This window comes from Clostridium pacaense (assembly GCF_020709765.2).
Lineage (GTDB): Bacteria > Bacillota > Clostridia > Lachnospirales > Lachnospiraceae > Enterocloster > Enterocloster hominis.
In genome coordinates this window covers 49,374-72,514 of sequence record NZ_JAJFEB020000008.1, presented here as the reverse complement: position 1 = coordinate 72,514, position 23,141 = coordinate 49,374, and the positions used below count along the sequence as shown (strand labels likewise).

Annotated in this window: 16 protein-coding genes; 13 read left to right on the top strand and 3 right to left on the bottom strand. The window is 46.7% G+C overall.

Annotated features, from left to right (window positions below; translation table 11 throughout):
* The first annotated feature begins 14 nt into the window (after window positions 1-14).
* The 12 genes from LK536_RS44395 (at window position 15) to LK536_RS44340 (ending at window position 14,982) form a co-directional block, all read left to right on the top strand.
* Window positions 15-1,421: an ABC transporter substrate-binding protein gene (locus LK536_RS44395; RefSeq protein WP_025486131.1), complete on the top strand. Its 1,407-nt coding sequence runs from the start codon at window positions 15-17 to the stop codon at window positions 1,419-1,421.
* Between the two features lie 302 nt (window positions 1,422-1,723).
* Entirely contained in the window at window positions 1,724-2,242 is a 519-nt protein-coding gene (locus LK536_RS44390) for a hypothetical protein (RefSeq protein WP_227796278.1), read from the top strand.
* A 407-nt stretch (window positions 2,243-2,649) separates the two neighbouring features.
* On the top strand, window positions 2,650-4,677 hold the full coding sequence (locus LK536_RS44385; protein WP_227796279.1) for an oxidoreductase: 2,028 nt from the start codon (window positions 2,650-2,652) through the stop codon (window positions 4,675-4,677).
* A gap of 11 nt (window positions 4,678-4,688) precedes the next feature.
* Window positions 4,689-5,711 carry a zinc-dependent alcohol dehydrogenase gene (locus LK536_RS44380; protein WP_227796280.1) on the top strand — a complete coding sequence of 341 codons (1,023 nt, stop codon included), beginning with the start codon at window positions 4,689-4,691 and terminating at the stop codon, window positions 5,709-5,711.
* A gap of 15 nt (window positions 5,712-5,726) precedes the next feature.
* A complete protein-coding gene (locus LK536_RS44375; RefSeq protein WP_227796281.1) occupies window positions 5,727-6,494 on the top strand; it encodes a 3-ketoacyl-ACP reductase in 768 nt (255 codons plus the stop codon).
* A 29-nt stretch (window positions 6,495-6,523) separates the two neighbouring features.
* Window positions 6,524-7,618, top strand: coding sequence for a TAXI family TRAP transporter solute-binding subunit (locus tag LK536_RS44370; protein WP_227796282.1), 1,095 nt, complete (start codon window positions 6,524-6,526; stop codon window positions 7,616-7,618).
* A gap of 31 nt (window positions 7,619-7,649) precedes the next feature.
* Window positions 7,650-9,572 carry a TRAP transporter permease gene (locus tag LK536_RS44365; protein WP_025486137.1) on the top strand — a complete coding sequence of 641 codons (1,923 nt, stop codon included), beginning with the start codon at window positions 7,650-7,652 and terminating at the stop codon, window positions 9,570-9,572.
* 2 nt (window positions 9,573-9,574) lie between these two features.
* A complete protein-coding gene (ilvD, locus tag LK536_RS44360) occupies window positions 9,575-11,245 on the top strand; it encodes a dihydroxy-acid dehydratase (protein WP_025486139.1) in 1,671 nt (556 codons plus the stop codon).
* A gap of 24 nt (window positions 11,246-11,269) precedes the next feature.
* Window positions 11,270-11,494 (top strand): hypothetical protein, encoded by a 225-nt coding sequence (locus LK536_RS44355; protein WP_025486140.1) that lies wholly within the window; start codon window positions 11,270-11,272, stop codon window positions 11,492-11,494.
* 12 nt (window positions 11,495-11,506) lie between these two features.
* A complete protein-coding gene (locus LK536_RS44350) occupies window positions 11,507-13,468 on the top strand; it encodes an FAD-binding protein (RefSeq protein WP_506092161.1) in 1,962 nt (653 codons plus the stop codon).
* Window positions 13,469-13,584: 116 nt separating this feature from the next.
* Window positions 13,585-14,586 carry a LacI family DNA-binding transcriptional regulator gene (locus LK536_RS44345; RefSeq protein ID WP_025486143.1) on the top strand — a complete coding sequence of 334 codons (1,002 nt, stop codon included), beginning with the start codon at window positions 13,585-13,587 and terminating at the stop codon, window positions 14,584-14,586.
* Window positions 14,587-14,604: 18 nt separating this feature from the next.
* The gene (locus tag LK536_RS44340) at window positions 14,605-14,982 is read left to right on the top strand and encodes a cupin domain-containing protein (RefSeq protein WP_025486145.1); all 378 of its coding nucleotides are present in this window, start codon (window positions 14,605-14,607) and stop codon (window positions 14,980-14,982) included.
* A 50-nt stretch (window positions 14,983-15,032) separates the two neighbouring features.
* Here LK536_RS44340 and glgD read toward each other — a convergent pair whose 3' ends face one another.
* Both glgD and LK536_RS44330 read right to left on the bottom strand, forming a co-directional pair.
* The gene (gene glgD, locus LK536_RS44335) at window positions 15,033-16,178 is read right to left on the bottom strand and encodes a glucose-1-phosphate adenylyltransferase subunit GlgD (protein WP_008718864.1); all 1,146 of its coding nucleotides are present in this window, start codon (window positions 16,176-16,178) and stop codon (window positions 15,033-15,035) included.
* Window positions 16,172-17,380 carry a glucose-1-phosphate adenylyltransferase gene (locus LK536_RS44330; protein ID WP_227796284.1) on the bottom strand — a complete coding sequence of 403 codons (1,209 nt, stop codon included), beginning with the start codon at window positions 17,378-17,380 and terminating at the stop codon, window positions 16,172-16,174. The genes glgD and LK536_RS44330 overlap by 7 nt, the downstream gene beginning before the upstream one ends.
* Window positions 17,381-17,906: 526 nt before the next feature.
* Between LK536_RS44330 and LK536_RS44325 the strand changes: the two genes are divergently transcribed.
* On the top strand, window positions 17,907-21,782 hold the full coding sequence (locus LK536_RS44325) for a doubled motif LPXTG anchor domain-containing protein (protein WP_227796285.1): 3,876 nt from the start codon (window positions 17,907-17,909) through the stop codon (window positions 21,780-21,782).
* A gap of 323 nt (window positions 21,783-22,105) precedes the next feature.
* On the opposite strand, the gene LK536_RS44320 is transcribed toward LK536_RS44325, so the two are convergent.
* Window positions 22,106-22,981, bottom strand: coding sequence for a LysR family transcriptional regulator (locus tag LK536_RS44320; protein WP_227796286.1), 876 nt, complete (start codon window positions 22,979-22,981; stop codon window positions 22,106-22,108).
* Between the last annotated feature and the right edge of the window lie 160 nt (window positions 22,982-23,141).

The following is a 23,141-nucleotide window of genomic DNA, read 5'->3' as shown; positions in this document are numbered from 1 at the left end:
CGGGAGGTTTAAAAATGAGAAAGAGAAGGATAATGGCAATGACACTGGCAGCCGTTATGGCGGCTTCGCTGACAGCATGTGGAGGCTCTGATAAAGGAACTACAACCCCTGCCCCTGGACAGAACCAGGAAAGCGCTGCAAAGGACAGCGGGGCAGACAGCGCGAAGGATAGCGCGGAGGGTAAAAACGCAGACAGTGCAGAGGGCAGCGGGGAGCAGGTGACCCTGACATACTGGTCCTGGCTTCCGACGGTTGAACAATCCGGGACAATGATTGCGGATTTTGAGAAGGCCAACCCGGATATTAAGATTGAGTATATCAGGACAGAGCAGGACGATTACTTTGAAAAGCTTCAGGTTGCAATGGCATCCGGTACGGGTCCCGACCTGTTTGGGCTTACCACAGGCCCGATGGCGAAACAGTATGCGCCGTTTACCGAGGATATGAAAGGACTGGCAGACCAGTACCTGCCCGGCTGGGACGGAGTCATCAGCGGGACAGCCGTGAACCAGTGTGTGACCGAAGACGGCCACATGGTAGGTATGCCGCTGCTGGTGGCAGGTATGACTGACCTTCTGTACAACAAGACACTGATGGACGAGTGCGGGATAGAGAAGGTTCCCACCACTTACGCAGAATTAAAGGACGCGGCTGAAAAAGCAAAGGCAAAAGGCTATGTGTGTGTGGCGGCCGGGGCAGCGGATGACTGGATTAACTCCGACTGGTTTGTACAGATCTCAAATGAATTTGAGAAAGGCGCTGTCTATGAGGCGGAGCAGGGAAAACGCCCATGGACAGACCAGTGCTTTGTGGATACCATGAAAGCATGGCAGAACCTGTTTAGCGACGGTATATTTGAGGACGGTGCCCTTGGCGTTGCCACCTATCCGGATGCCCGGGACCAGTACTTCTTTGCAAGAAAGGCCGTGTTCTTCATGACCGGATCCTGGCATCTTGGCCCGGTTTCCCCATCCGCACCGGAGATTCAGGGGACGGAGATTTCCAACCAGAAGGACATAATCGGAATGAGCGTATTCCCATCCATGACAGAGGACGGAACCATATGCGGCACATCCGGCGTGGACATCGTGCTGGCTGTCAACAAGGACTGCAAGGAGAAGGAAGCAGCCATGAGGTTTGTTGAATACATGTCCAACGGAGAGGGGCAGCAGTATTGGGTGAACCGTCTCCAGGGAGCGCCGGTGTCCAGCGAAATCCAGTATACGGGAACCGTTGACGGCGAACTGCAGCAGCAGTCCATTGACGAAGTAAACGATTATGTGAGCAATGCGGTTGGAAACCGTAAACTGGTCAACAGCGAAATAGAGACTGCAATCCAGGTCGCAATGCAGAACGTGGCAGCCGGAGCCGACCCGGCCCAGGAACTGAAGGGCGTTCAGAGTGTGGCTGATTCACAGTAAAACATGATAAAATATACCATCAGGCCCCGGAGCCATGTGGCACGCATCCTTACAGGAGCCGCCCAGGGCTTTTGGATATAAAGAAATGAATAGGAAATAAGGAATAAGGATTAGGGAATAAGGATTAGGAAATAAGGATTAGGAAATAAGGAATCCTGCCGGTCCTGTATGCCGCATCTTTTCCCGCCATGAGTTTATATGAAGTTAATATTGAAATGGTATCATGGGAAACAAAAACAGGGAAAAGGTATATGCCGATGGACAAGTGCCAGCAGACATATCCAATAGGAGGACGATACAGGATGGTAAGAAAAGCTTCCGGTAAATGCAAGGTATTTTTATTAACTGCGATCCTGTCCCTGACCTTCCATTCCTTTCCCGCCTGGGCGGGACAGTGGATACAGGATGAAATCGGGGACTGGTATTATGAGGTGGAAAACGAAGAAACTGGGGACGGGCTGGCCCGGGAAGGCGGCGTCCAGGATACCCGGGAAACGGTCGTCCTGACGGGATGGAACCGGATTGACGGACGCTGGTATTACCTGGATTCCCAGACCGGCGTATGGATTCCCAGACCAAGTCTCACATCCGAGGCAGCCAGCCATCTTCTGGATAATAAACTGAAGGACCTGGGCCTGTACCAGGATGAGGAGGAAGAACTGGAGTTCAAGGTGGATTATGAGGATGACAGCCAGCTTATCCTCTCAGTGGGATATGAGGAAAAACCAGGACAGTTCCACCGTCTTAATTCCTATGGGATTGACAGGAAGAAGGGAACCGCGGAACCTGTCATTGGAAAGGAAATCATTTCATTGTGGTGAGAAGGGGGGAGATACTGGCCTGACCTGTTATTCCTGGGACATTGTTAAGTGTACAGATAAAAAATATAAATTGGATGCCAGCTGGATATATGCCAGCTGGTATTTTTGTGCTGTCTCACCGTATTTTTGGAAAGCATATTTTTCGACAAGAGATACTTTTTTATGGTGGTTCATATTTTTGTATCAGAGTAATGTGGAGAAATAAAATTTATTGATAAAAATGTATAAAAATATATTGACGAAAACGGTTTCTTGAGATAATATATACATAGCAAGTCAAGAAAACGGTTTCATGGGAGGGGGATATAACGGAAGATATCAAGTGTTAGTTAAATATTCATTAAAATAATGTGTTCATCAAAAGTAACCGTCAATTAGGATAATACTGATTCAAAAAGAGGAATGAGATGAAATTTGAAGCATTGGGCCGAGAAGGCAATATTGGCAGTTTAAGTATAAAAAATCGAATTGTTCTCCCTGCATTGAACAATAACTTTACACATAACGGATATATGACAGAAGAATCCATTGATTTTTATGTGTCAAAGGCAAGGGGAGGGGCAGGTCTTGTTATTGTGGAGGCTACTTCCGTGGATTATCCACGCAGCCGTTCTGTATTAAACCCAGCCATTGACCATGAAAAATACATATCTGGTTTTCAGCGCATCGCAGATGGATGCCATCAGTATGGTGCGAAAGTATTTGTTCAGTTAAGCCATGTTGGGCGTCAAAGCAGGAGAAGCACTACTGGTATGGACCCTGTAGCCCCATCCCCCATTGCCAGTAATTCCCCACTCTATCCGGATACGCCAAAGGTATTGGAGAAAGAGGATATTACTGGGATTGTGGACAAGTTTGCTGCGGCTGCGGTAATCGCAAGGAAGTCAGGCCTGGATGGAGTGGAGATTATAATGGGGCACGGTTATCTGGCCAATAATTTCCTCTCTCCGGTTTCAAACCAGAGAACAGATGAATACGGAGGCCTGAAAGGGGGAATTAAATTCTGCTGTGATATCATTTCCGGGATTAAGGCGGCCTGTGGGAATGAATACCCGGTGATTTGCCGGATTAACGGGGATGATTATATTAAGGAGGGTGGAAATAGTATTGTGGAGGCCCAGCTTATTGCGCAGGAATTAGAGAAAGCTGGAGCAGATGCAATTAATGTATCCGCAGGCATGCGTGACTCCCAGTTAAGTTTTAATGACCATACTTCAGGCCAGCCCAGAGGTGCATGGATTCATCTGGCAGAACGTATCAAGAGGGGGATAGGAATTCCGGTAATTATTGTAAAACGTTTTAATCCGGAACTTGCTGAGGTTACACTAGAAAGAGGGCAGGCTGATTTTATTGCATTTGGAAAACAGTTTATCTGTGATCCTGATTTTGGGTCAAAGGTTCTTAATGGGCATTTGGAGGATATCATCCCATGTACATCGTGCTGCCAGGGATGCTACGATGAACTGTGGATGAAGAAACCTATTACGTGTATGGTCAATCCAAGTGTGGGAAAAAAGATGACATACCTGGCTGAACGGGGGAAGAAGAAAGGGAGTAAAACAATACTGGTTGTTGGAGGTGGTCCGGCAGGGTGCGAAGCTTCGCTGGAATTGGCCAGGCTGGGACATAAGGTCACAATGGTCGAGAAGGAAACGGTGCTGGGAGGAAAATATTGGTACTGTACACATACAAAGGCTAAGAAGGAAGTTGAGGATGTTTTTCGCTATTTTGCTTATGCTTTAGAAAAAGCGGGTGTAGATGTGCGGTTAAGAAAAGCATTTTCCAGAGAGATGCTGGATGAATTAAAGCCGGATATATTGATTGATGCTACCGGAGCAGAGTTTAAAATGCCGGATATAGAGGGTATCAATCTTCCCAGTGTCATGACTCCAACAGAGGCTTTGGATGGCTCCAAGGAATTAGGGGAATATGTAGTTGTGGTTGCCTGCAGTTATAATTGTACATGGACCTGCCGTAAGATATCAGAGGATATCCCGGATGATATTGTGGGGATGAAAACCAGTGAAAGCCATGCCTGTTCAGCGGGACATGCAGCAGCAGATGTAGCGGAAGAACTGGCGAATCAGGGAAAGAAGGTCTGTATCATTACAGGAAGGGATGAGTTTGTTCCTGGTATGGGATTTACAAACCGCGGCAATATGCTGAAACGCTATTTCCAGAAGAATATAACTGTTTCTACAGGATTAAAAGTAAAGAAAATACTGCAGGATGGACTTGTATGTGAAAAGGAGGGAATGGAATTCAAGGTATGTGCAGACAGCATTGTGATGAGCACTGGTATGAAGAGCAGCAGTTATATTAAGAAGCAGGCAGAGAACTTTGGGGGTGTCTTTTATCAGATTGGGGACTGTGGGACAATCGGCAATGCCTTAAAGGCATTTCATGGCGCATATGAACTGTCCGGTATGATATAGAGGAGGTAAGAATGGATACGTTTCGTGAGGCTCTTATAACTGAACCTGGAAAAATTGTATTACATGAAGCTGAAAAAAAGACGCCTGGTAGTGGAGAGGTTATGATAAAGGTGGTGTCGTCCGCTATTTGTGGAAGCGATATGCATCTGTATTCAGGAAAACATCCATATGCAAAACTGCCAACTACGGTTGGCCATGAGCTGGCAGGAGTGATAGAAGAGGTTGGCGCGGATGTGACCAGGTTCAAAGTAGGAGACAGGGTATGTGTTGAACCGCTTATTACCTGTGGCCAGTGTTACTATTGTCAGAGAGGGCGATATGATTACTGTGAAAACCTCAGGTTAAAGTACCGCAGCGGCAGCAGTGGGTATGCGGACTACTACTATGCCAAGGAGCGGTGGATCCATCTTTTGCCAGATGAAATTTCCTATGACGAGGGCGCATTAATGGAACCTCTGGCCTGTACGGTTCACGCCGCAATGAAAGCCAGGATTCAGTTGTGTGATTCTGTCTGCGTCATGGGAGACGGCCCTATAGCACTGTTACTTGCACAATTGTCTCTTGCCGCCGGGGCAACCCATGTATATGTACTGGGAATTATGAAAAGAAACCTGGAACTTGCAGAACGGCTGGGCTGCATACCACTTCAGAGTGGGCATGATGCGGTACAGGAGGTGCTTAGGAGAACAGAGGGACGCGGCGTGGATGTTACATTTGAAGCGGTTGGGATTCCTGTTACTTTTAATCAGGCCATGGCTGTAACGAGAAAAGGTGGAAGGGCTGTTATTTTTGGTATATTCGAAGATGAATTCAGCACAAAATCCCTTGTAGATGCAATGGTAAAAGAAATTGAGGTGGTAGGAACCTCCAGTTACTGTTGGGATTTTCAACGGGGAATCGATTTGGTATCATCTGGCCGGATTGATTTAAAGTCACTCATTACCCATCATTTCCCTTTGGATGAAGTACAAAAGGCCATGGATATCAAAAAAAGCCCTGGTGAAGAACCACTTAAGATAATACTAAAACCGTAAAGAAGAGGTGATATTTTGAATAAAATTGCAATTATAACGGGCGGCAGCAGAGGGATTGGATATGGAATTGCCCGTAAACTGGTGGAAGACGGTTATACGGCAGCCATACTGGATATAAATGCGCTCGCTGCGTATCAGGAGAATTTTGATGGACTTAAAGCATTGAATCCGGACTGTATATACTATCAGGGCGATATAACGGACCGGAAGGTCAGGGAGGATTTTGTGGCATTGGTGGTGAAACGCTTTGGCCGGATTGATGTTTTGGTCAACAATGCGGGTGTGGCGCCAAAGGTCCGCACGGATATTCTCGAGATGACAGAGGAGAGTTTTGATTATGTGGTTGGGACGAATCTTCGGGGAACTATGTTTATGACACAGTTAGCGGCAAATCAGATGCTGAGTCAGCCATGGGAAGGAGAAAAACGGGGCACAATCATTAATGTTGGTTCAGCGTCCAGCACTGTATCATCGCCCAACCGTGCAGAATACTGTATGTCAAAGGCCGGACTATCCATGCTGACGACCGTGTATGCTGACCGCCTTGCGGGGGAAGGAATCCTGGTTCATGAAGTCCGCCCGGGTGTCATAGATACAGATATGACGAAAGTGGTACACGATAAATATAGCAGGATGATAGAGGAGGGCCAGTTTCCAATTAAGAGATGGGGATACCCCGAGGATATCGGTAATGTTGTAAGCCTGATGTGCAGTGAGAAATTTGTATATACCACTGGTAACTACATAGACGTAGATGGCGGATTTCATATCAGGAGAATGTGAAACTGCCCATAATCAAAAGGAGGAAACATATGAAAAGGATTCTTGCGGTTCTTTTAGCAATCACATTGACCGGTTCACTGACAGCATGCGGAACTGGTAAGAAGGAAGAAACAAAGGCAGGGCAGGAGACTAAGGCAGCTCAGGAAGTAAAAACGGAGAGCAAGGATGAGACAAGTGCCGCGCAGGAGGAAGCTGCTGCATCGGATGGGCAGACAGAGGGTATAGTGCCGGATTATCTGGAATTTTTCAGCGGTTCCCAAGGCGGAAGTTGGTATCAGGTGGGATCCCAGCTGGCGGCGCTTGCACAGGAAGCAACCGGCATCACATCCAAGGTGGCTGCAGGCGGCGGATCAGCTAATCCTGATACATTGCAGAATGGCGAGGGATATTTCGGTCTTGTGTACAGTGGTGTAGGTTATCAGGCTTACCTGGGTGAGGGGGATTATACAGAACCTCATAGTAATTTGAATGCGGTCATATCAATGTATTCCATGCCATTTCTGATTGTAGCATTAAGCGGTGATGAGTCTGTGAATAGCATATATGATCTCTCAGATAAAAATCTTTCATTAGGTAAGGCAGGGCAGACCGGCTATACCATAGCCCAGGCCGTGTTAAAAGCCCATGGTATTGATCTGGAAGGGGAATCCTTTACCGGAATGAACAGCTTTTTAGGAGATTCGGAACGCATGGATATGCTCAGGGACCGCCAGCTGGATGCAATTACCGGCCTGCTTCCTCTGGATAATTCCACACTACAGAGCATGAGCATGACACCCGGTATTAAGCTGATCAGCATGGATGAAAATGTAATTAACGAAATCCAGGCTAATGTTCCCGGACTGGAGAAGATAACGATTGCACCTCATTCGTTTGATGAGAATCAGGAGGAAGAGATTGTGACTGTGGCGGCAATAACCTCGCTATATTGCCGTGATGATCTGGATGAAGAAACCGTATACAAAATAACAAAGGCTATCTATGAAAATGCATCATCCCTGTATCAGTATTTTGGCGAGGAGAACAGTGTGATTCTGAATAACCCTTTGTCAGGTATTGATGAAAAGATGCCTGTCCATCCAGGCGCTGAGCGGTTCTATCGTGAAATCGGTATCATTAAGTGACAAAAATCTGTCTAGAAAATGAGGTAGTGACATGAGCAGTTTTCAACAAAAAACAGGTCTGTTCGAGTATGCTGTACATCAGAAGAAATTGACACCCCGTTCGTTTCTGGCAATGTTATTGAGTATTATTTCAGTATTTATGGTGGTTTATTTTCTGGTGACTGCTTACTGTGGTACGCCAGTTGCTATTGCCCATCGTCTGCTTTTTGTCCTATTTATTATGCTGCTTGCCTTTTTCCTTCATCCGACAAAGCGTAAGAACTGGTATGAACCGCTTAATATATGGTCTGTGTACGATATTGTATGTGTGGTTTTAGCAGTTGTCTGCGTTGTGTATTATATCAGTGATTTGGACAACTGGCAGCTTCGTATGTTTCGCCCAAGCAGGCTGGATACGGTTTTTGGGACAGTATTCATTTTCCTGGTAATGGATATAACCCGGCGTATGGTGGGAATGACAATGTTTTGTGTGGTCCTCTTTTTTGGGCTTCACACCAGTTTTGCCAACTATTTTCCGGGTTTTCTGAAAACAGCGCCGACCTCATGGGTGCGCCTTGTTGATATATTGGTAAGTGATCAGGGCATATTTTCCGAACCCGTGCAGTCCATGGCTTCTTACATCATACTGTTTTTACTGTTTGGGGCGATTTTGGAGGAAAGCGGGGCTGGCAGGTATTTTATTGATATTGCCTATGCCATAGGAGGACGCTTTACAGCTGGTCCGGCTAAGACTGCAGCAATCTCCAGCGCATTGTTCGGCAGTATATCAGGAAGTTCCGTATCCAATGTTGTATCTACCGGGTGTTTCACGATTCCCTTGATGAAGTCTACCGGCTATTCATCTGAGGAGGCAGGAGCAACGGAGGCTGTTGCATCTACTGGCGGCAATTATATGCCGCCAATCATGGGGGCGGTAGCGTTTGTTATGGCGCAGTATCTGAAGGTCCCATACATACAAATAGTGCGGTATGCAATCATACCGGCCATGCTTTATTACATCGCCCTTCTATCCTATATACATTTCGATGGATTAAAGAAGAACATACATCCAATGGACAAGAACGGGCTGCCGTCCTTCAAAAAAAGTATTATAGAAGGAGGACATCTGATTCTGGCGCTGGTATGCCTGGTTATCTTTTTAATCTATGGATATACAACCAGTATGGGGGCTTTCTGGGGAGTTGTTACTTTATTCTTTCTTACCTTTGTGCGTAAAAATACAAGGCTGAAACCGTCACAGATAATAAAATCGTTTGAAAAGACGGCACAGACCTCCATTTCCGTAGGCATTGCCTGTGCGGCAGCAGGAATCATCATCGGATGTATGTATTCCTCAGGCCTGAGTGTCAGCCTGTCATCCATTATTATTAAAGCAGCGGATGGAAGCCTGTTGATTACATTAATCTATACGGCCTTATTTTCTTTGGTCCTGGGATGCGGCATGCCTTCGGTGGGGGTTTATCTAATCCTTGTGACGACTATCATCCCGGCGCTGACCCAGATGGGGGTAAGCCCTATTTCAGCACATTTCTTTGCATTTTATTTTGCGGTCGTGTCTAATATAACCCCGCCTGTCTGTGTTGCAGCCTTTGCCGGAGCTGCAATTGCAGAGGCATCACCTATGAAAACCGGATTTAAAGCATTTACTATTGGCATAGCGGCCTACATCATTCCTTTCTTATTTGTGTATCATCCCGCAACCCTTGCCATAGGAAGTGCTGGCGAGATTGTCATAGCCATCATTGATGGGGTAATAGCTGTTGTATGTTTATCTGTTTGTGTTGCCGGATACTTTTCACGCCGGCTCAGGAATATTGAACGTTTTCTGGCATTCGCGGTAAGTATATTGGTAGTAGCTCCATTTGCGGCTTCTAACTTTATTGCCTATGTGATTTTTGCATGTATCGCTGTGCTGCAGATTGTGACTATGATCAGACAAAAGAAAGGAGCGTAACCATGGAATATTTCACAAAACAATACATGACTGGGCCAGAGGGGGCACATCGCCGGGCCGTGTATAAGGCAATGGGTTTTACAGATGCTGATTTATCCAGACCATTGGTGGCGGTGGTCAATAGTTGGGGAGAGGTGTGTCCAGGGCATTTTGGTCTTAACATGCTGACCCAAAAAGTAAAGGAGGGAATATGGCAGTCAGGAGCCACTCCGGTTGAATTCTGCACCATATCCCAATGCGGGACCTTGACGCTGGGGCTGGATGGAATCCGCTATGATTTGGCCACAAGGGAGATGGTATCCTTTGATATTGAGACCATTGTACACTCCCAGATGTTTGACGGGATTGTATTTATGACTGCCTGTGACAAGGTGGTTCCGGGTATGCTGATTGCTGCTGCCAGATTAAACCTGCCGTCTATTTTTGTATGCGCAGGTACAATGGAGGCAGGACAATTAAATGGAGAGGCATTTTCATTGTCTGATCTGGATGAAAAGATAATGGGCGGATATCGGACCGGCCGCGTATCCGCGGAAGTCATCACCGCCATGGAAGACAGGGCCTGTCCAACATGGGGAGCCTGTCCGTTAATGGGAACTGCCAATACAATGCAGTGTCTGGCAGAGGCGCTGGGATTGACATTACCAGGAGCGGCCACAATGATTTCCACATCATCGGAGCTTCTTCGTTCTGCTAAATTAAGTGGTAATCAGATTGTTAAATTGATTGAAAAGAATATACGGGCCAATGATATCATGACATTACCGGCGTTGGAGAATATGGTTACCATGATGATGGTACTTGGAGGTTCCACAAACTCAGTAGTGCATATACTGTCCCTGTCAGAGGAACTTGGTTTTGGTGATGCAGTGAACCTGGATAAAATTGCACAAATCAGTAAAAGGACGCCATGTCTTGTGAATGTCAAGCCGAATGGGCCGTACCATCTCACTGATTTTGAAAAATCCGGCGGGATGCCTGCAGCTATGCGTGAGGTCCGCAGCTGCCTGAATACGGATGTCATGACTGTTACCTGTAAAACAATGGCTGAAAACATGGAGAGTCCCCTCAAGTATGAACCCGACAGAAGGGTACTCTATAGCTTTGATTCCCCGATATCCCAGGATGGGGGCATCGCAGTCTTATATGGCAACCTGGCAACTGGAGGCGCTATTTTAAGACAGTCTGCCCGGTATCGTGAAAACCTGTACCACAAAGGCCCGGCTAAGGTGTTTGATAGCCAGGAGGAGGCACTGGAAGCGCTGCATAATAACCAGATAGAACGTGGGGATGTGATGGTTGTCCGTTTTGAAGGACCTTGTGGAGGCCCGGGCATGCCGGATATTTACGCCGTACAGGCAACAGTCTGTGGTATGGGGCTGGATAAAGATGTGGCAGTCATTACAGATGCCAGATTCTCGGGTTTTGCAAGAGGTTTTGGTGTGTGTCAGATTACACCGGAAGCAGCCAAGTCAGGCCCTTTGGCATATCTGAGGAATGGGGATATCGTAATAATTAATGTATCCCAGCGTTCTATTGATGTGGAGAATCCGGCAATATTTGAGGAAAGGGAGCCGGCTGAGAATCCGAAAGATAAAAATACATATAAAGGTGTCCTTAATCTGTTTAAAAAATACGGAGGTCCGGCGAACAAGGGCGCCCGTTTGGAATAAATAAAGTAATGTAGGAGGACATGCATGGATATAAAGAGAGCAGAACAGTTTGAATGGGTGTTTCTTGCAGCTCTGATCATTCCGGTTGTTGTACTTGGAAAAATGCGGATGCATCAGCAGAATCTGGCCCGGTTTTTAATTATCAGCCTTATATGTATCACTATTGTGATGATAGGATACTATGGTTACCGAAGATGGCTTTTGAATCGTAATAATGCTGACAGTGTGGACACTCCTAATCATAACTAACAACTTGTGCAGATGTATTTGAGGTTAAAAATGAGGGTACAACAATTTCGCTTTTGTGGCATGGATATGACAGTCCATTCATTTAATACGGTTATTGTAGGAACCGGGGCAGCCGGATATAGTGCGGCAGAACGGCTTTATCAATATGGACAGACCGATATCGCAATGCTGACAGAGAACATTCTGGCAGGAACATCACGTAATACAGGTTCGGATAAACAGACATATTATAAATTGTCTCTGTCTGGCAGCGAATGTGACAGTGTAAAAGATATGGCTCAGGTATTCTTTGACGGACAGTGTGTGGATGGTGAACATGCTCTGTGCGAAGCTGCTCTGTCAGCTCAGTGTTTTCTGCATCTTGTGGAATTGGGAGTTCCCTTCCCGCACAACCGTTATGGGGAATTTGTGGGATACAAGACCGATCACGATCCCAGCAGACGGGCCACCAGCGCAGGACCCTATACTTCAAAGATAATGACAGAGTGCCTGCAGAAATCAGTTGAGGACAAAAATATCAGGATTTACAATCATCTGCAGGTATTGCGTATACTGACAGAGGGAAGGTTGGCCAGAGGGCTTGTCTGTTTAAATAAGGATAAGCTGACTTACGAAGTAATTAATTGTAAAAATATTATTTTCGCTACCGGCGGGCCGGCGGGGATGTTTGCAGACAGTGCGTATCCGGCAGGCCATTATGGCGCCACGGGTATTGCTTTTGAGGCTGGAGCAATGGGGAAGAATCTGACAGAATGGCAGTTTGGACTGGCATCGTTAAAGCCACGCTGGAATGTGAGCGGTACTTATATGCAGGTTTTGCCCCGTTTTATTTCCACGGATACAGAGGGCAGAAATCCAAAGGAGTTCCTCCTGGATTATTTTCATGATAAAGGAGAAATGTTATCAAAAATTTTCCTTAAAGGATATCAATGGCCCTTTGACGTACGGAAAGTCATGTCGGGAAGTTCTATTATCGATTTACTGGTATACCAGGAAAGTTGTATTAAGGGCAGACGTGTTTTCCTGGATTTTCGGAAAAACCCAGGTGATGCAGAGCTGGACTATGATTGTTTATCAAGGGAGGCATATGATTATTTAAGAAAAGCAGGAGCCTGTTTTGGAAAACCTGTTGACCGCTTGCAGCATATGAATACTCCTGCTTTCAATTTTTATCTTGATAAGGGAATTGATTTGAGGGCTGAGATGTTGGAGGTGGCTCTCAGTGCCCAGCACAATAATGGTGGGCTGAAGGTAGATGAGTGGTGGCAGACTGATATTGAGGGACTTTTTGCAGTGGGAGAGGTCAGTGGCACCCATGGCGTATACCGGCCAGGGGGCAGTGCATTGAATTCCGGGCAGGTTGGTGCAGTCCGGGCGGCGCAGTATATTTCCGCCAGACGGCGGGGAGAGCCAGAAACGATGCTGTTTGATGCATGTGGACAGAGTATAAAAGAGATTATATGTATGGAACAGAGTGCAATGGGAGGACAGGAGGGTTGTCTGAAAGAGTCCTGGCAGAGGATAACCAGACGGATGAGCAGGGTGGGAGCTGCCATAAGGAATGTGGAGGATATACATAATACCCGTTGTGCCATAGAAAAGGAGCTGGAAACTTTTCAAGACACAGTGAAAATAATCAGCCGGCAGCAACTGGGATTGTATTTCCGGTTTCGGGAAACACTGATTTGCCAGTATGTCTATCTCAGTGCTATGGAAGACTATGTTAATCGTGGAGGTTTATCACGGGGAAGTTCCATGTATACGGATTCCAACGGAGAGCTTCCGGCACCTTCCCTGCCTGATATGTTCAGATACCGGTTGGATGATGGATTACATGCTGATCAAATACAGGAGGTTGGTTACAACCGGGGGAAATGCAGTTTTAATTGGAGAAAAGTACATCCGATACCGGATATCGATGACTTTTTTGAGAATGTATGGCGGGATTTCCGAAAAAATAAAAACATATATTAAGGGTGTGGAAAATATAGCTGACATGTAACCGGAGGGGAGGTTTTAGCGGAAAATATCTGGTAAGATTACCGCAGAAATGGTACTATAAAGTAAAATGCGGTTAAAGGAGTGAAGGTATGGTAGGAATTCGTGACGTTGCAAAATATGCGGGTGTATCGCCCAGCACAGTATCCAGGGCACTGTCAGGTGTGGCATTTGTAGAGCCGGAGACAAAGGAAAAAGTAATGAGGGCAGTCAGCGATTTGAATTATAAACCTAATCTGGCGGCCAGAAGCTTGAAAAAGGGCGGAAGCAGGCTTATAGGCCTTATCATACCGGATATTATGAACCCATATTACCCAGAAGTGGTAAAGTACATGGAAACCTGTGCTACTAAAGCCGGCTATTCTCTTATTTTATGTGATGCCTTGGGGGATGTGGAAAAAGAAAAGGAATATTTTGAAACTTTAAAATATCTGTTTGTGGACGGTATACTTTATATTGCATCTACGGAGGACATAGAACATGTGAGACCGTACATAGGTGATATTCCTATGGTTATTGTCAATCGAATTTTTGATGTCGATGCGCCATGTATTAATATTGATAATGTGGATGCGGCGTATCAGGCAGTGAAATGCCTGGCAGAGAACGGACATAAGAAAATTGCGCTTTACATCAGTGATAAAGACCGGCAGTATAACAGGGAGCGTTTGGAGGGCGCATTAAAGGCTCTTTCGGAGTACGGAATAAAGGATTACGAAAAGTATATTATCAGGAATGTAGGCTCTGAAGACGATGCATACTACAGGACGCTTGAGTTAATGCGCAGTGAGGAACGTCCAACGGGTATTTTCATGTTTAATGATTTTATGGCTTATGGGGTATACCGCGGAATCGCCAAAAGCGGTATGCGGATACCAGATAATATATCCGTGGTAGGCTTTGATGACATTCCGCAGGTTAAGTATCTGGATCCCCCTTTGACCACACTTCGCCATTCCTTGGCGGATACAGCGGAAATAATATTTGAAAGGTTAATGGAACAGATAAAGACACAGACATGCGCCCATGGAAGCAGGACCTATTTTAAAGGAAGGCTGATTGAGCGGGAGTCAGTAAAAAAATTGGAGGCATGACGCTTTCGGAGGAATGAGATGCAGAAAGTAAATATTTGGGATATAGAGGGAACGGAATTTCCAGCAGGAAGACGCACCAGGGTAATACTGGGGCAGAATGGAGCGATGAGTGGGGACAAGTTCTGCCAAGGTTTTGTAGTGGTGTACAAGGGCGGCGGTATTCCGGAGCATGAACATGAAACTGTGGAATCATACACTATTTTAAAAGGAACCGGTGTGATGGAAGTAGATGGGGAGGAACAGGCTGTGAAAGAAGGGGACTGTATCTTCATCCCAAGTAATTTAAAACACGCCCTGCACAATACAGGAGAGGATGAACTTCACATGATGTTTGTCTATGCTCCCAGTATTGTTGTAGACCATTGGGCTAAAGAACAGAGCGGAGAATTGAAGTAAGGTTATGGAAAGGGGGCTGTTTTTGTGAACAGCCCCCTTGGTTCATGCTTTTAAACCCTCTGGTACTTAGCCACATAAACCGGGAATGTATCCGCTCCCTTCAGTTCCTTACCCGCCGTAATGGTCACATCCTTGTCCGTGACGACATATTCAATCTCTGCCCCGGCTTCCACGACCGTATCCTGCATGAGCACGCAGTTCCTGACTTTGGCGCCCTTGCCAATCTTGACTCCGCGGAACAGGATGCTGTTTTCAACCTCCCCTTCAATGACGCATCCGTCTGCGGCCATGATATTGGCGGCCTTGGAACCGTTTATGTAACGGGCCGGGTGGTCATCGCGGATTTTGGTGTAGATGGGGTTTCCGCCGGAGAACAGCGCGCTTACGTTGGCATCGTCCAGCATTTTCATGTTCTCATCAAAATAACTCTTCATGCTGCTGATGCGGGCCACATAACCGTCATAGCGGTAGGCGCGCACATCCAGCTTACTTAACTGGGGCGCAAGTATATCCCGTTCAAAGTAAACGTATCCGCGGACAAAGGCGGTGTTGATCTGGTCAATGAGAAGCTCGCGGTCCATGATGTAAATATTCATGGAGAAGTTCTGTATGCCTTCGTCACGGGCATTAATCTTCATCTTGGCCACGCGTCCGTCTTCAATGCCAAGGGTGTAATAGAAGTTGGTCCCTATGTTCTGGGCTTCCATGAAGCTTTTCGGAAGTTCGGCCTCCTGATAGGCAATGGTCACATCGGCGCCGCTTTCCATATGGGCGTTAATCAGCGCCTTGAAATCAAAGTTAACCGCCAGGTTGGTGTCTGCCATGACAACATATTGTTCCTTCTGTTCCTTCAGGAAATCCAGGATACTGGCAAGGGCCTCCACACGTCCGTTATAAATCTTAACTGTTTTTTCCGCAAAAGGCGGAACCAGGTTTAATCCGCCGTTCTTGCGGGTCAGATCCCATTCGCGGCCCGAACCCAGGTGGTCCATGAGCGAGTGATAATTCTTACGGACAATCACGGAAATATTGTCAATCCCGCAGTTTACCATGCTGGAAAGGATGAAATCCACCAGGCGGTAACGGCTTGCAAAGGGAATGGAAGCCATAAGACGCTCGCCTACCAGGTCGGGTACCAGGGAATCATAGCTGTTTGGGAAAAGGATGCCCAGGGCATTTGCATTGGAATTTACCATTGTTCTTCACCGCCTTTTACATTATTGTTAACCATGGCATTGGGACCGATTTTGGCGCCGGCTCCGATTGTAAGGCCGGAACCGATGGTAGCCACCCCGTTCTCATCACCGGAAGGCATGGCGCCTACCACGGCTCCTTCGCCGATCTGGACATTCTCAGCCACGATGCAGTGCCGGATTACGGCTCCTTCCTTAATGGTGGTGCCTCCCATGATCACGGCGTCCTCCACCACGGCTCCGGTCTCCACCTTGACGCCGGCGAACAGGATGGAGTGCCTGACCTGTCCGTCAATGCGGCAGCCGTCGGTAATCATGGAATTCTCCACCGATGCCCCGGCGCTGATCTTGTGTCCGGTCATACCGCTGTTGCGGCTGTAAATCTTCCAGTTCTCATCAAACAGGTTGATGCCGCTGTGTTCCGGGTCCAGGACTTCCATGTTGGCTTCCCATAAGGAGGAGATGGTTCCCACATCCTTCCAGTAACCGCTGAAATGATAGGCGTACATCCTGCGGCTGTCACGCAGCAGGTTGGGGATGATGTTGTTGCCGAAGTCATTTTCCGAGTCAGGGTCTTCCTCATCCTCAATGAGGTACTGTTTCAGGATGTCCCAGTTAAATATGTAGATTCCCATGGAAGCCAGGTTGGACTTGGGGTTCTTGGGCTTTTCCTGGAATTCCGTGATGCGGTCATCCTCATCCGTTACCATCAGGCCGAAACGGGGCGCCTCTTCCCACGGAACTTCCATGACAGCCACGCTGAACTCAGCCCCTTTTTCCTTGTGGAACCGGAGGAAGTCGCTGTAATCCTGCTTGCATATCTGGTCACCGGAAAGGATGATGACGTACTGCGGGTCATACCGCTCGATGAATGAGATGTTCTGGTAAATCGCATTGGCCGTACCCTTATACCAGTCAGAGCCGGAGGCTTTCTGGTAGGGCGGAAGCACATGTACCCCGCCGTGCAGGCGGTCCAGGTCCCACGGCTGGCCGTTGCCGATATACTCATTGAGTACCAGCGGCTGATACTGGGTCAGGATTCCCACGGTATCAATCCCTGAGTTTACGCAGTTGGACAGCGGGAAATCGATGATACGGTATTTGCCGCCAAAGGGAACTGCTGGTTTTGCCAGTTTCTGGGTCAATGCATAGAGACGCGACCCTTGTCCGCCGGCAAGAAGCATTGCAATCATTTCTTTTGCCATAGTATTACTCCCCCTAGATGATATTGGATGTATATGTTCAAATTGTACCATAAACAGGTAGAAAATGGTATCCAATTGTGCAGAATGATTGAAAGTATATTAGGATATCAGTATATTAATTTAATAGGCGCCCAATTCTGCTCCTGTGGGTATTTTAAGCTACTGGTTCAATGACATGGTTAAAGGCCCCAGGGCAATTCGAAGTAATGATATCATTCAATAAGGACTGTACTGGATGAATCTGCTATAACGGAATGATGTGCAGATTATAAAAAAATAAATAAAATAACATAAAAATGTAAAAAATGACCATCTGAAATCTAAAATAACGCATCACGTAACGCTTTGTATGTTATTATGTAATCATAATGGAAAAATAGACGATGGTTATAATTCGAAATATGTTAATTATTTAAAACAGGAAAATGTAACCAAAGTATATTTATTTATGATATAATCTTGTTAAAACTAATCATGATGCAACTGCACCTGGTTGGCAGGGGAGTTTATGAAAAGGAGAACGATTATGGAAAGACGGAGAAAATCCGGTACAATAACGAAATCCATGTATTACAGCCAGAAAAGGATTCTGGCATTTTTGCTGACAGCAGCCATGGTTTTCACGAATATAGGAACGGGCCTGAATGTATCCTATGCCGGTACGGCAGACCAGGTTACGTTTCAGATGAAAGGTGCAGATTTGGTAACTGCTGTGGAGGAGGCCATTGAAAGTGGCCATGAGATAACAGCAGATGATTTAGGGTTTACCAATGGCAGGACGGCCAAATTTGAAACGGTATTTTTTGGTACGAAAGGTGCCGTATATGAGGTGTATCCGGAGGTGGAAGGAAGCAGCATGGAAGCTGAACTGCGTGTGTTTGTGCGTCTTCCGGAGGATGCGGATGACATGTATATGGTAAGCGGGGATGAGGAAATCATCCTGCTCTATGTGAATAATGGCGAGGATAGCATAAGCTGCACCACTGAAATCATCAGGATGGATGATGGCGTGGAGAAGGTCAAGAAGACAAAACGTGTCACTATCAGAAGTTATGAGGATGCGTTTGGCGATGAGGAAGTAGATATCCTATCGAAGCCCGCCCAGGAGGAGACAGCAGCATCTGAGTCCGAGACCGCAGGTGAGAACGAGACAGAGGGAACTGCTTTGCCGGATGCCGGTATGACCGGCAGTACGGCAGATGATACGGCAGATGATACGGCCGGCAGTATAGCAGACGATGCGGATGACACCATGACCGACATCAGATTGATGCCGGCGGATAGCTCCCGGGAAGCTTCCGGGGAGGACGGTAATGCTACCGACACAAAGCAGGGTGTTTCTGTAAATGACGGTGATTCCGATGAGCAGGAAGAAAAAGACATAAAGCGGGAAAAAGAAGAGAAATCCGAAAAGGAAGAAGCGCCTGAAAAGGAAGAAAAATCGAATCAGGATAAGGCGGAAGATGACGCTGTACCGGTTGCCGCCATTACACGTCATGATGTGCCGGTGGTATCTGAGAAAGAGGATGGCGGACAGGCGGATTCTGTGGATGTAGATGAGAAGACAGATGTGCCGGAGAAGAAAGAGACACATGAGGAGAAGGAAACTGAGCCGAGGGAAGAAGTAAAGACCGGGGAAGAAGAGAACAAGGAAACCTTAGACCGGGAAACCTCAGATCAGGAAACATCAGGCCAGACAACAGAGCAGACCACCCGGACGGATATGACGGATACGGACGAAACCCATACAACGGAAGCCGTGGACGAGGGCAGTGTGCCTGAGGGTGCGGATGAAACTGGAGATATAGATAAGGACGAAGATGTATTTTTCGGGTCTTCAGAGGAAGTACCGTCAACCGACCCGTCCCAGCCGTCGGAGTCAGAACTGGAGATGACACAGGCGGCGGTGCCGGAAGACAACACTCAGAAGGCAAGTACCTCCGACCTGGTGGGGATAGGATATTGCTCCACTGCAAAGGTGTATACCACAAGTCTTAATCAGTTAAAGGCATTGGAGGATTTCGATGGATATAAGGTGACTTATGCCAGCTTCCCGGAGGCCAGCGCCCGCATCATGGAAGGCGTCAGAGGCGTGAAGGAGGGCGAAAGCCTGACCTTTGGTGTCAAGACCCAGGTGGGATATACAATCGACAACGTGACGGCCAATGATGAAGAGGTGGAAGCAGACTCAGTCACGGATGATCTGGACGGGTCACAGACAGCATGGTATACCATATCCGAGGTTTATGAGGAGCAGGACATACAGGTGTATACTCTGGAGACAATGGAACATCCTGCTTTTGACAAGTCGGTGGAGGTCAATGGGGTTACAATCAGGATAACCGCACCGGAAGGAGTGCTGCCTGCTGACACAGAGATACAGGCGGAAGAGATAACAGGGCAGGTGGAATCAGCGCTGACAGAAAAGGTGGCCGCTGAGTCAGATGACGGAGCAATGGTCAGCGCCATCATTGCATATGATATCAACCTTATGTATGATGGTGTGAAATTAGATAACAGCTGGGCGGAGGATGGCAGTAATCTCGTCACGGTATCGTTTAGCGGAGAACGGATTGAGAGGGCCAGCATGGAGGCGGATCAGATTGAAATTCTTCATTTGGAGACACCTACCCAGGAGGTCCAGGCAGTATCTGCAAAGGCGGAACTGGAAGGCAGCGGGGAAACAGAAGCCGTAGCCCAGGTGCCTGTACTGGACGGTATTTCAGCAAACGACATCACTGTTGACAGCGAAGGCCGTCAGGAACTGGATGTGAGCGGAAATGCGTCCATTGGACAGATTCATTTCCAGACCGACCATTTCTCAGCCTTCACGGCTATATTTAAGACATCTCCTTATCTGGTCATTGCCAATGAACGGCAGGAAGACAGCATAGGCACTGATGATAAATATACCTATGAAGTCAGCATCACGGACAGCAGGCCGGATAAGAATGAGAAGCTTTATCTGCTGACAGAAGATGGCGGGGCAGAGGAATACCAAAAAGCCGTTCAATTGAGTGATGGTGACACCAATACCTATACCTTTGAGTTACATCCTAACGGAAAAATGAAGATTGGAAATGTGGGGCCATCGGCAACCTATACAGTTACTCAGAAGGATAGATTGGATGAACTGGAGCGTGTAAGCAGGAAGAAGATTCTGTTTGATGGAGTATACCAGGAGGAATCGGAATCAGGCAATGGAGGCAATGAGGAAGAAAAGTTCCCTTATGGCTACGATTATAGTCAAGATGCATATGGAACACTGATGGAACGCGCTGCGGCATTGTTAAGGGCATATGGGAAATGTAAAAGCTGGGATGAAAGAAAAAGCATCACTCCCAATGCAATTGCAAATTATGCCAATAATGACAGGGTTATATCACAGCTTTTGTATGATCACACAGGTGGAGGTGATCAATGGCCCTTAGCTGAGGAGGAAGGCTTTGGGGATGTGGCGGATAAACTTAAGAATGCCCTCAAGGAAGCAGGGCTTGATGAAAAAAAATATAATCAAGAGTTTTATCTCCATATTTACTTTAAAGTTAATCATAATCAAGATACAAAGCTTGAGTGTGTGCCATATCTGACTACGAGCAATAAGTTGAAAGATTGGGCGGCATATGCTGTATATAATAGTGACAGTTCGGATAGCGGCTGGTTCCGCTATTATGAACCAAAGAATGGAGGAACCGTACAGTTATCATCTTCCATAGCTGGTTTAAACACGGATTCCACAAATATTGCTACGTATGTTACAAATAATTCCAACTGGATAAAGTTTATTAATGTGTCATTGGATATCCAAGTCGAGGAAGATTTAAACAATAAGGAGCTGGGAGGTTCATTCACCGAAACAGGCATTACTTGCGGAACAGAAGTTACCTTTGAAAATGTTTATAACAGTGCTTCCACAGGCGATGATTCCACAGGCGATGCTTCTACAGGCGATGATTTCACGGGTGATGATTCCTCAGGAAGCGATTCCACAGAAACGCCAGAGGAACCAGGCGGCGGTTCAACCAGCGGAAATGGAAATGAATCTACTGGCGATACCTCTAATATTTCTGGAGGTTCCGATGACTCCGGCAGTTTAGGCGGAGGCGGCACCACTGCAACGACTGGCGGCACAGGCAGATATCAGGCTGATGATGCCCAAAGCGGACCAGGCGTACAGCAGAATGTGATTGAGTCTTCCCAGGTTCCCCTTGCATCCCTTCCAGCGGATGCATCAGCAGCATTCAGCCAGTCAATGACCATCATAGACGATGGGGAGATACCGTTGGCTGCCATACCGAAAACCGGTGACAGAGGTAGCAGCGCCCATGAATTGTCATTCATACTTTCGGGGATGTTGATGGCAGTGTATATGGTTCTTGGAAAGAAAAAGAAGGAATCCTAAAAATTGTAACAGAATTGCGTAAGGACACTGTCCTATGATGGAGTTTCAGGAGCAGATTCAATGCCTGAATCACACATTATAGGATATTGTCCTTTTCTGGTTATGGCCATGATGTTCCCATGCAGGTCATATGAAGTATTTCATTATAGTGGTACAGATTGCATAAATGCGTTTTTTTTATTAAAAAATACCATACCCCCTCACTGGTTTATAGTAAAATTGAATTATTGGGAAACAGATTCACCATATCCATCAGAAAGATCATACCTATCATGAAGCTGACCAGGGACTAGGGATTGGTGCGCCATACATGCGGATGGTTCCTAAAAACCGCCTTCTGTATCCATCAGGCGTATGAATTCCTTTAACACCGGATTATCCTTCAGACTTTTGTAATACATACCAAAATGAATCGGGGACAGATCCTCCACCGGTATATACACCAGCCCGTCCTGGGCGCACCGGGGATAGGCAGGAAGCAGGGAACATCCAAGCCCTGCCTTTACCATGGCTAATATACTTTCATAGCTGTCCACAAAATAAAGCTCTGACGGATGGCAGGAAGATGAAATGCGTATCTGGGACTGGAGTATGGGCTGGGGCAGTCTCTGAGGGTCACAGAGGACCAGCGGCCCAACCAGATCCTCCGCGCAGAGTGTGGTCCGTCCGGTGAAGGGGTGATTGGCCGGGCACACACAGCATACGTTTAGCCCGCCCAGTTCATGGTATATGCCGATGGGCTTTTTCTGGTCATCATACTGGAACCCGAACATGACATGGATCCGTTCCTCTTCCAGCAGGTTTGCCATGGATTTAAAAGGAATCAGCTTAACGGAAGGATGAAGCGTGGGAAAATGCTTCACCAGCCGGCTGATGATGGGAGGAAGCAGATTAAGCTCGGACTGGTTGTGACAGCCAATGGTCAGATAAAGCAGGTCGCAGGCATCTGACCGCAGTCTTTTTTTGGCCCCGGAGGCGATTTTTATAATACTGGAGGCATCCTCGATGAACATAAGCCCGGCTTCGGTCAGGCTTACATTTTTGCTGGTCCGTATAAATAATCTGGAGCCCAGTTCATCCTCCAGGGATGTAATCTGATGGCTGACAGCCGGCTGCGTTATCTTCAGGGAGTTGGCTGCCTTGGAAAAGTTCAGGTATTCTGCCACTGCTAAAAAACATTCTAATTGCACCGTATTCATGATTTTCTCCTGCATAAATCCACAATAAAAAATAAATATGATAAATAACGATAAAAGATTTTTATAGATTATAACATTTTTGAATTTTACATTCAAGGAAATATGAGGTATAAAATATAAGTACCGTAATTGTTAGCTAGTTAATTAATTATACACCCCA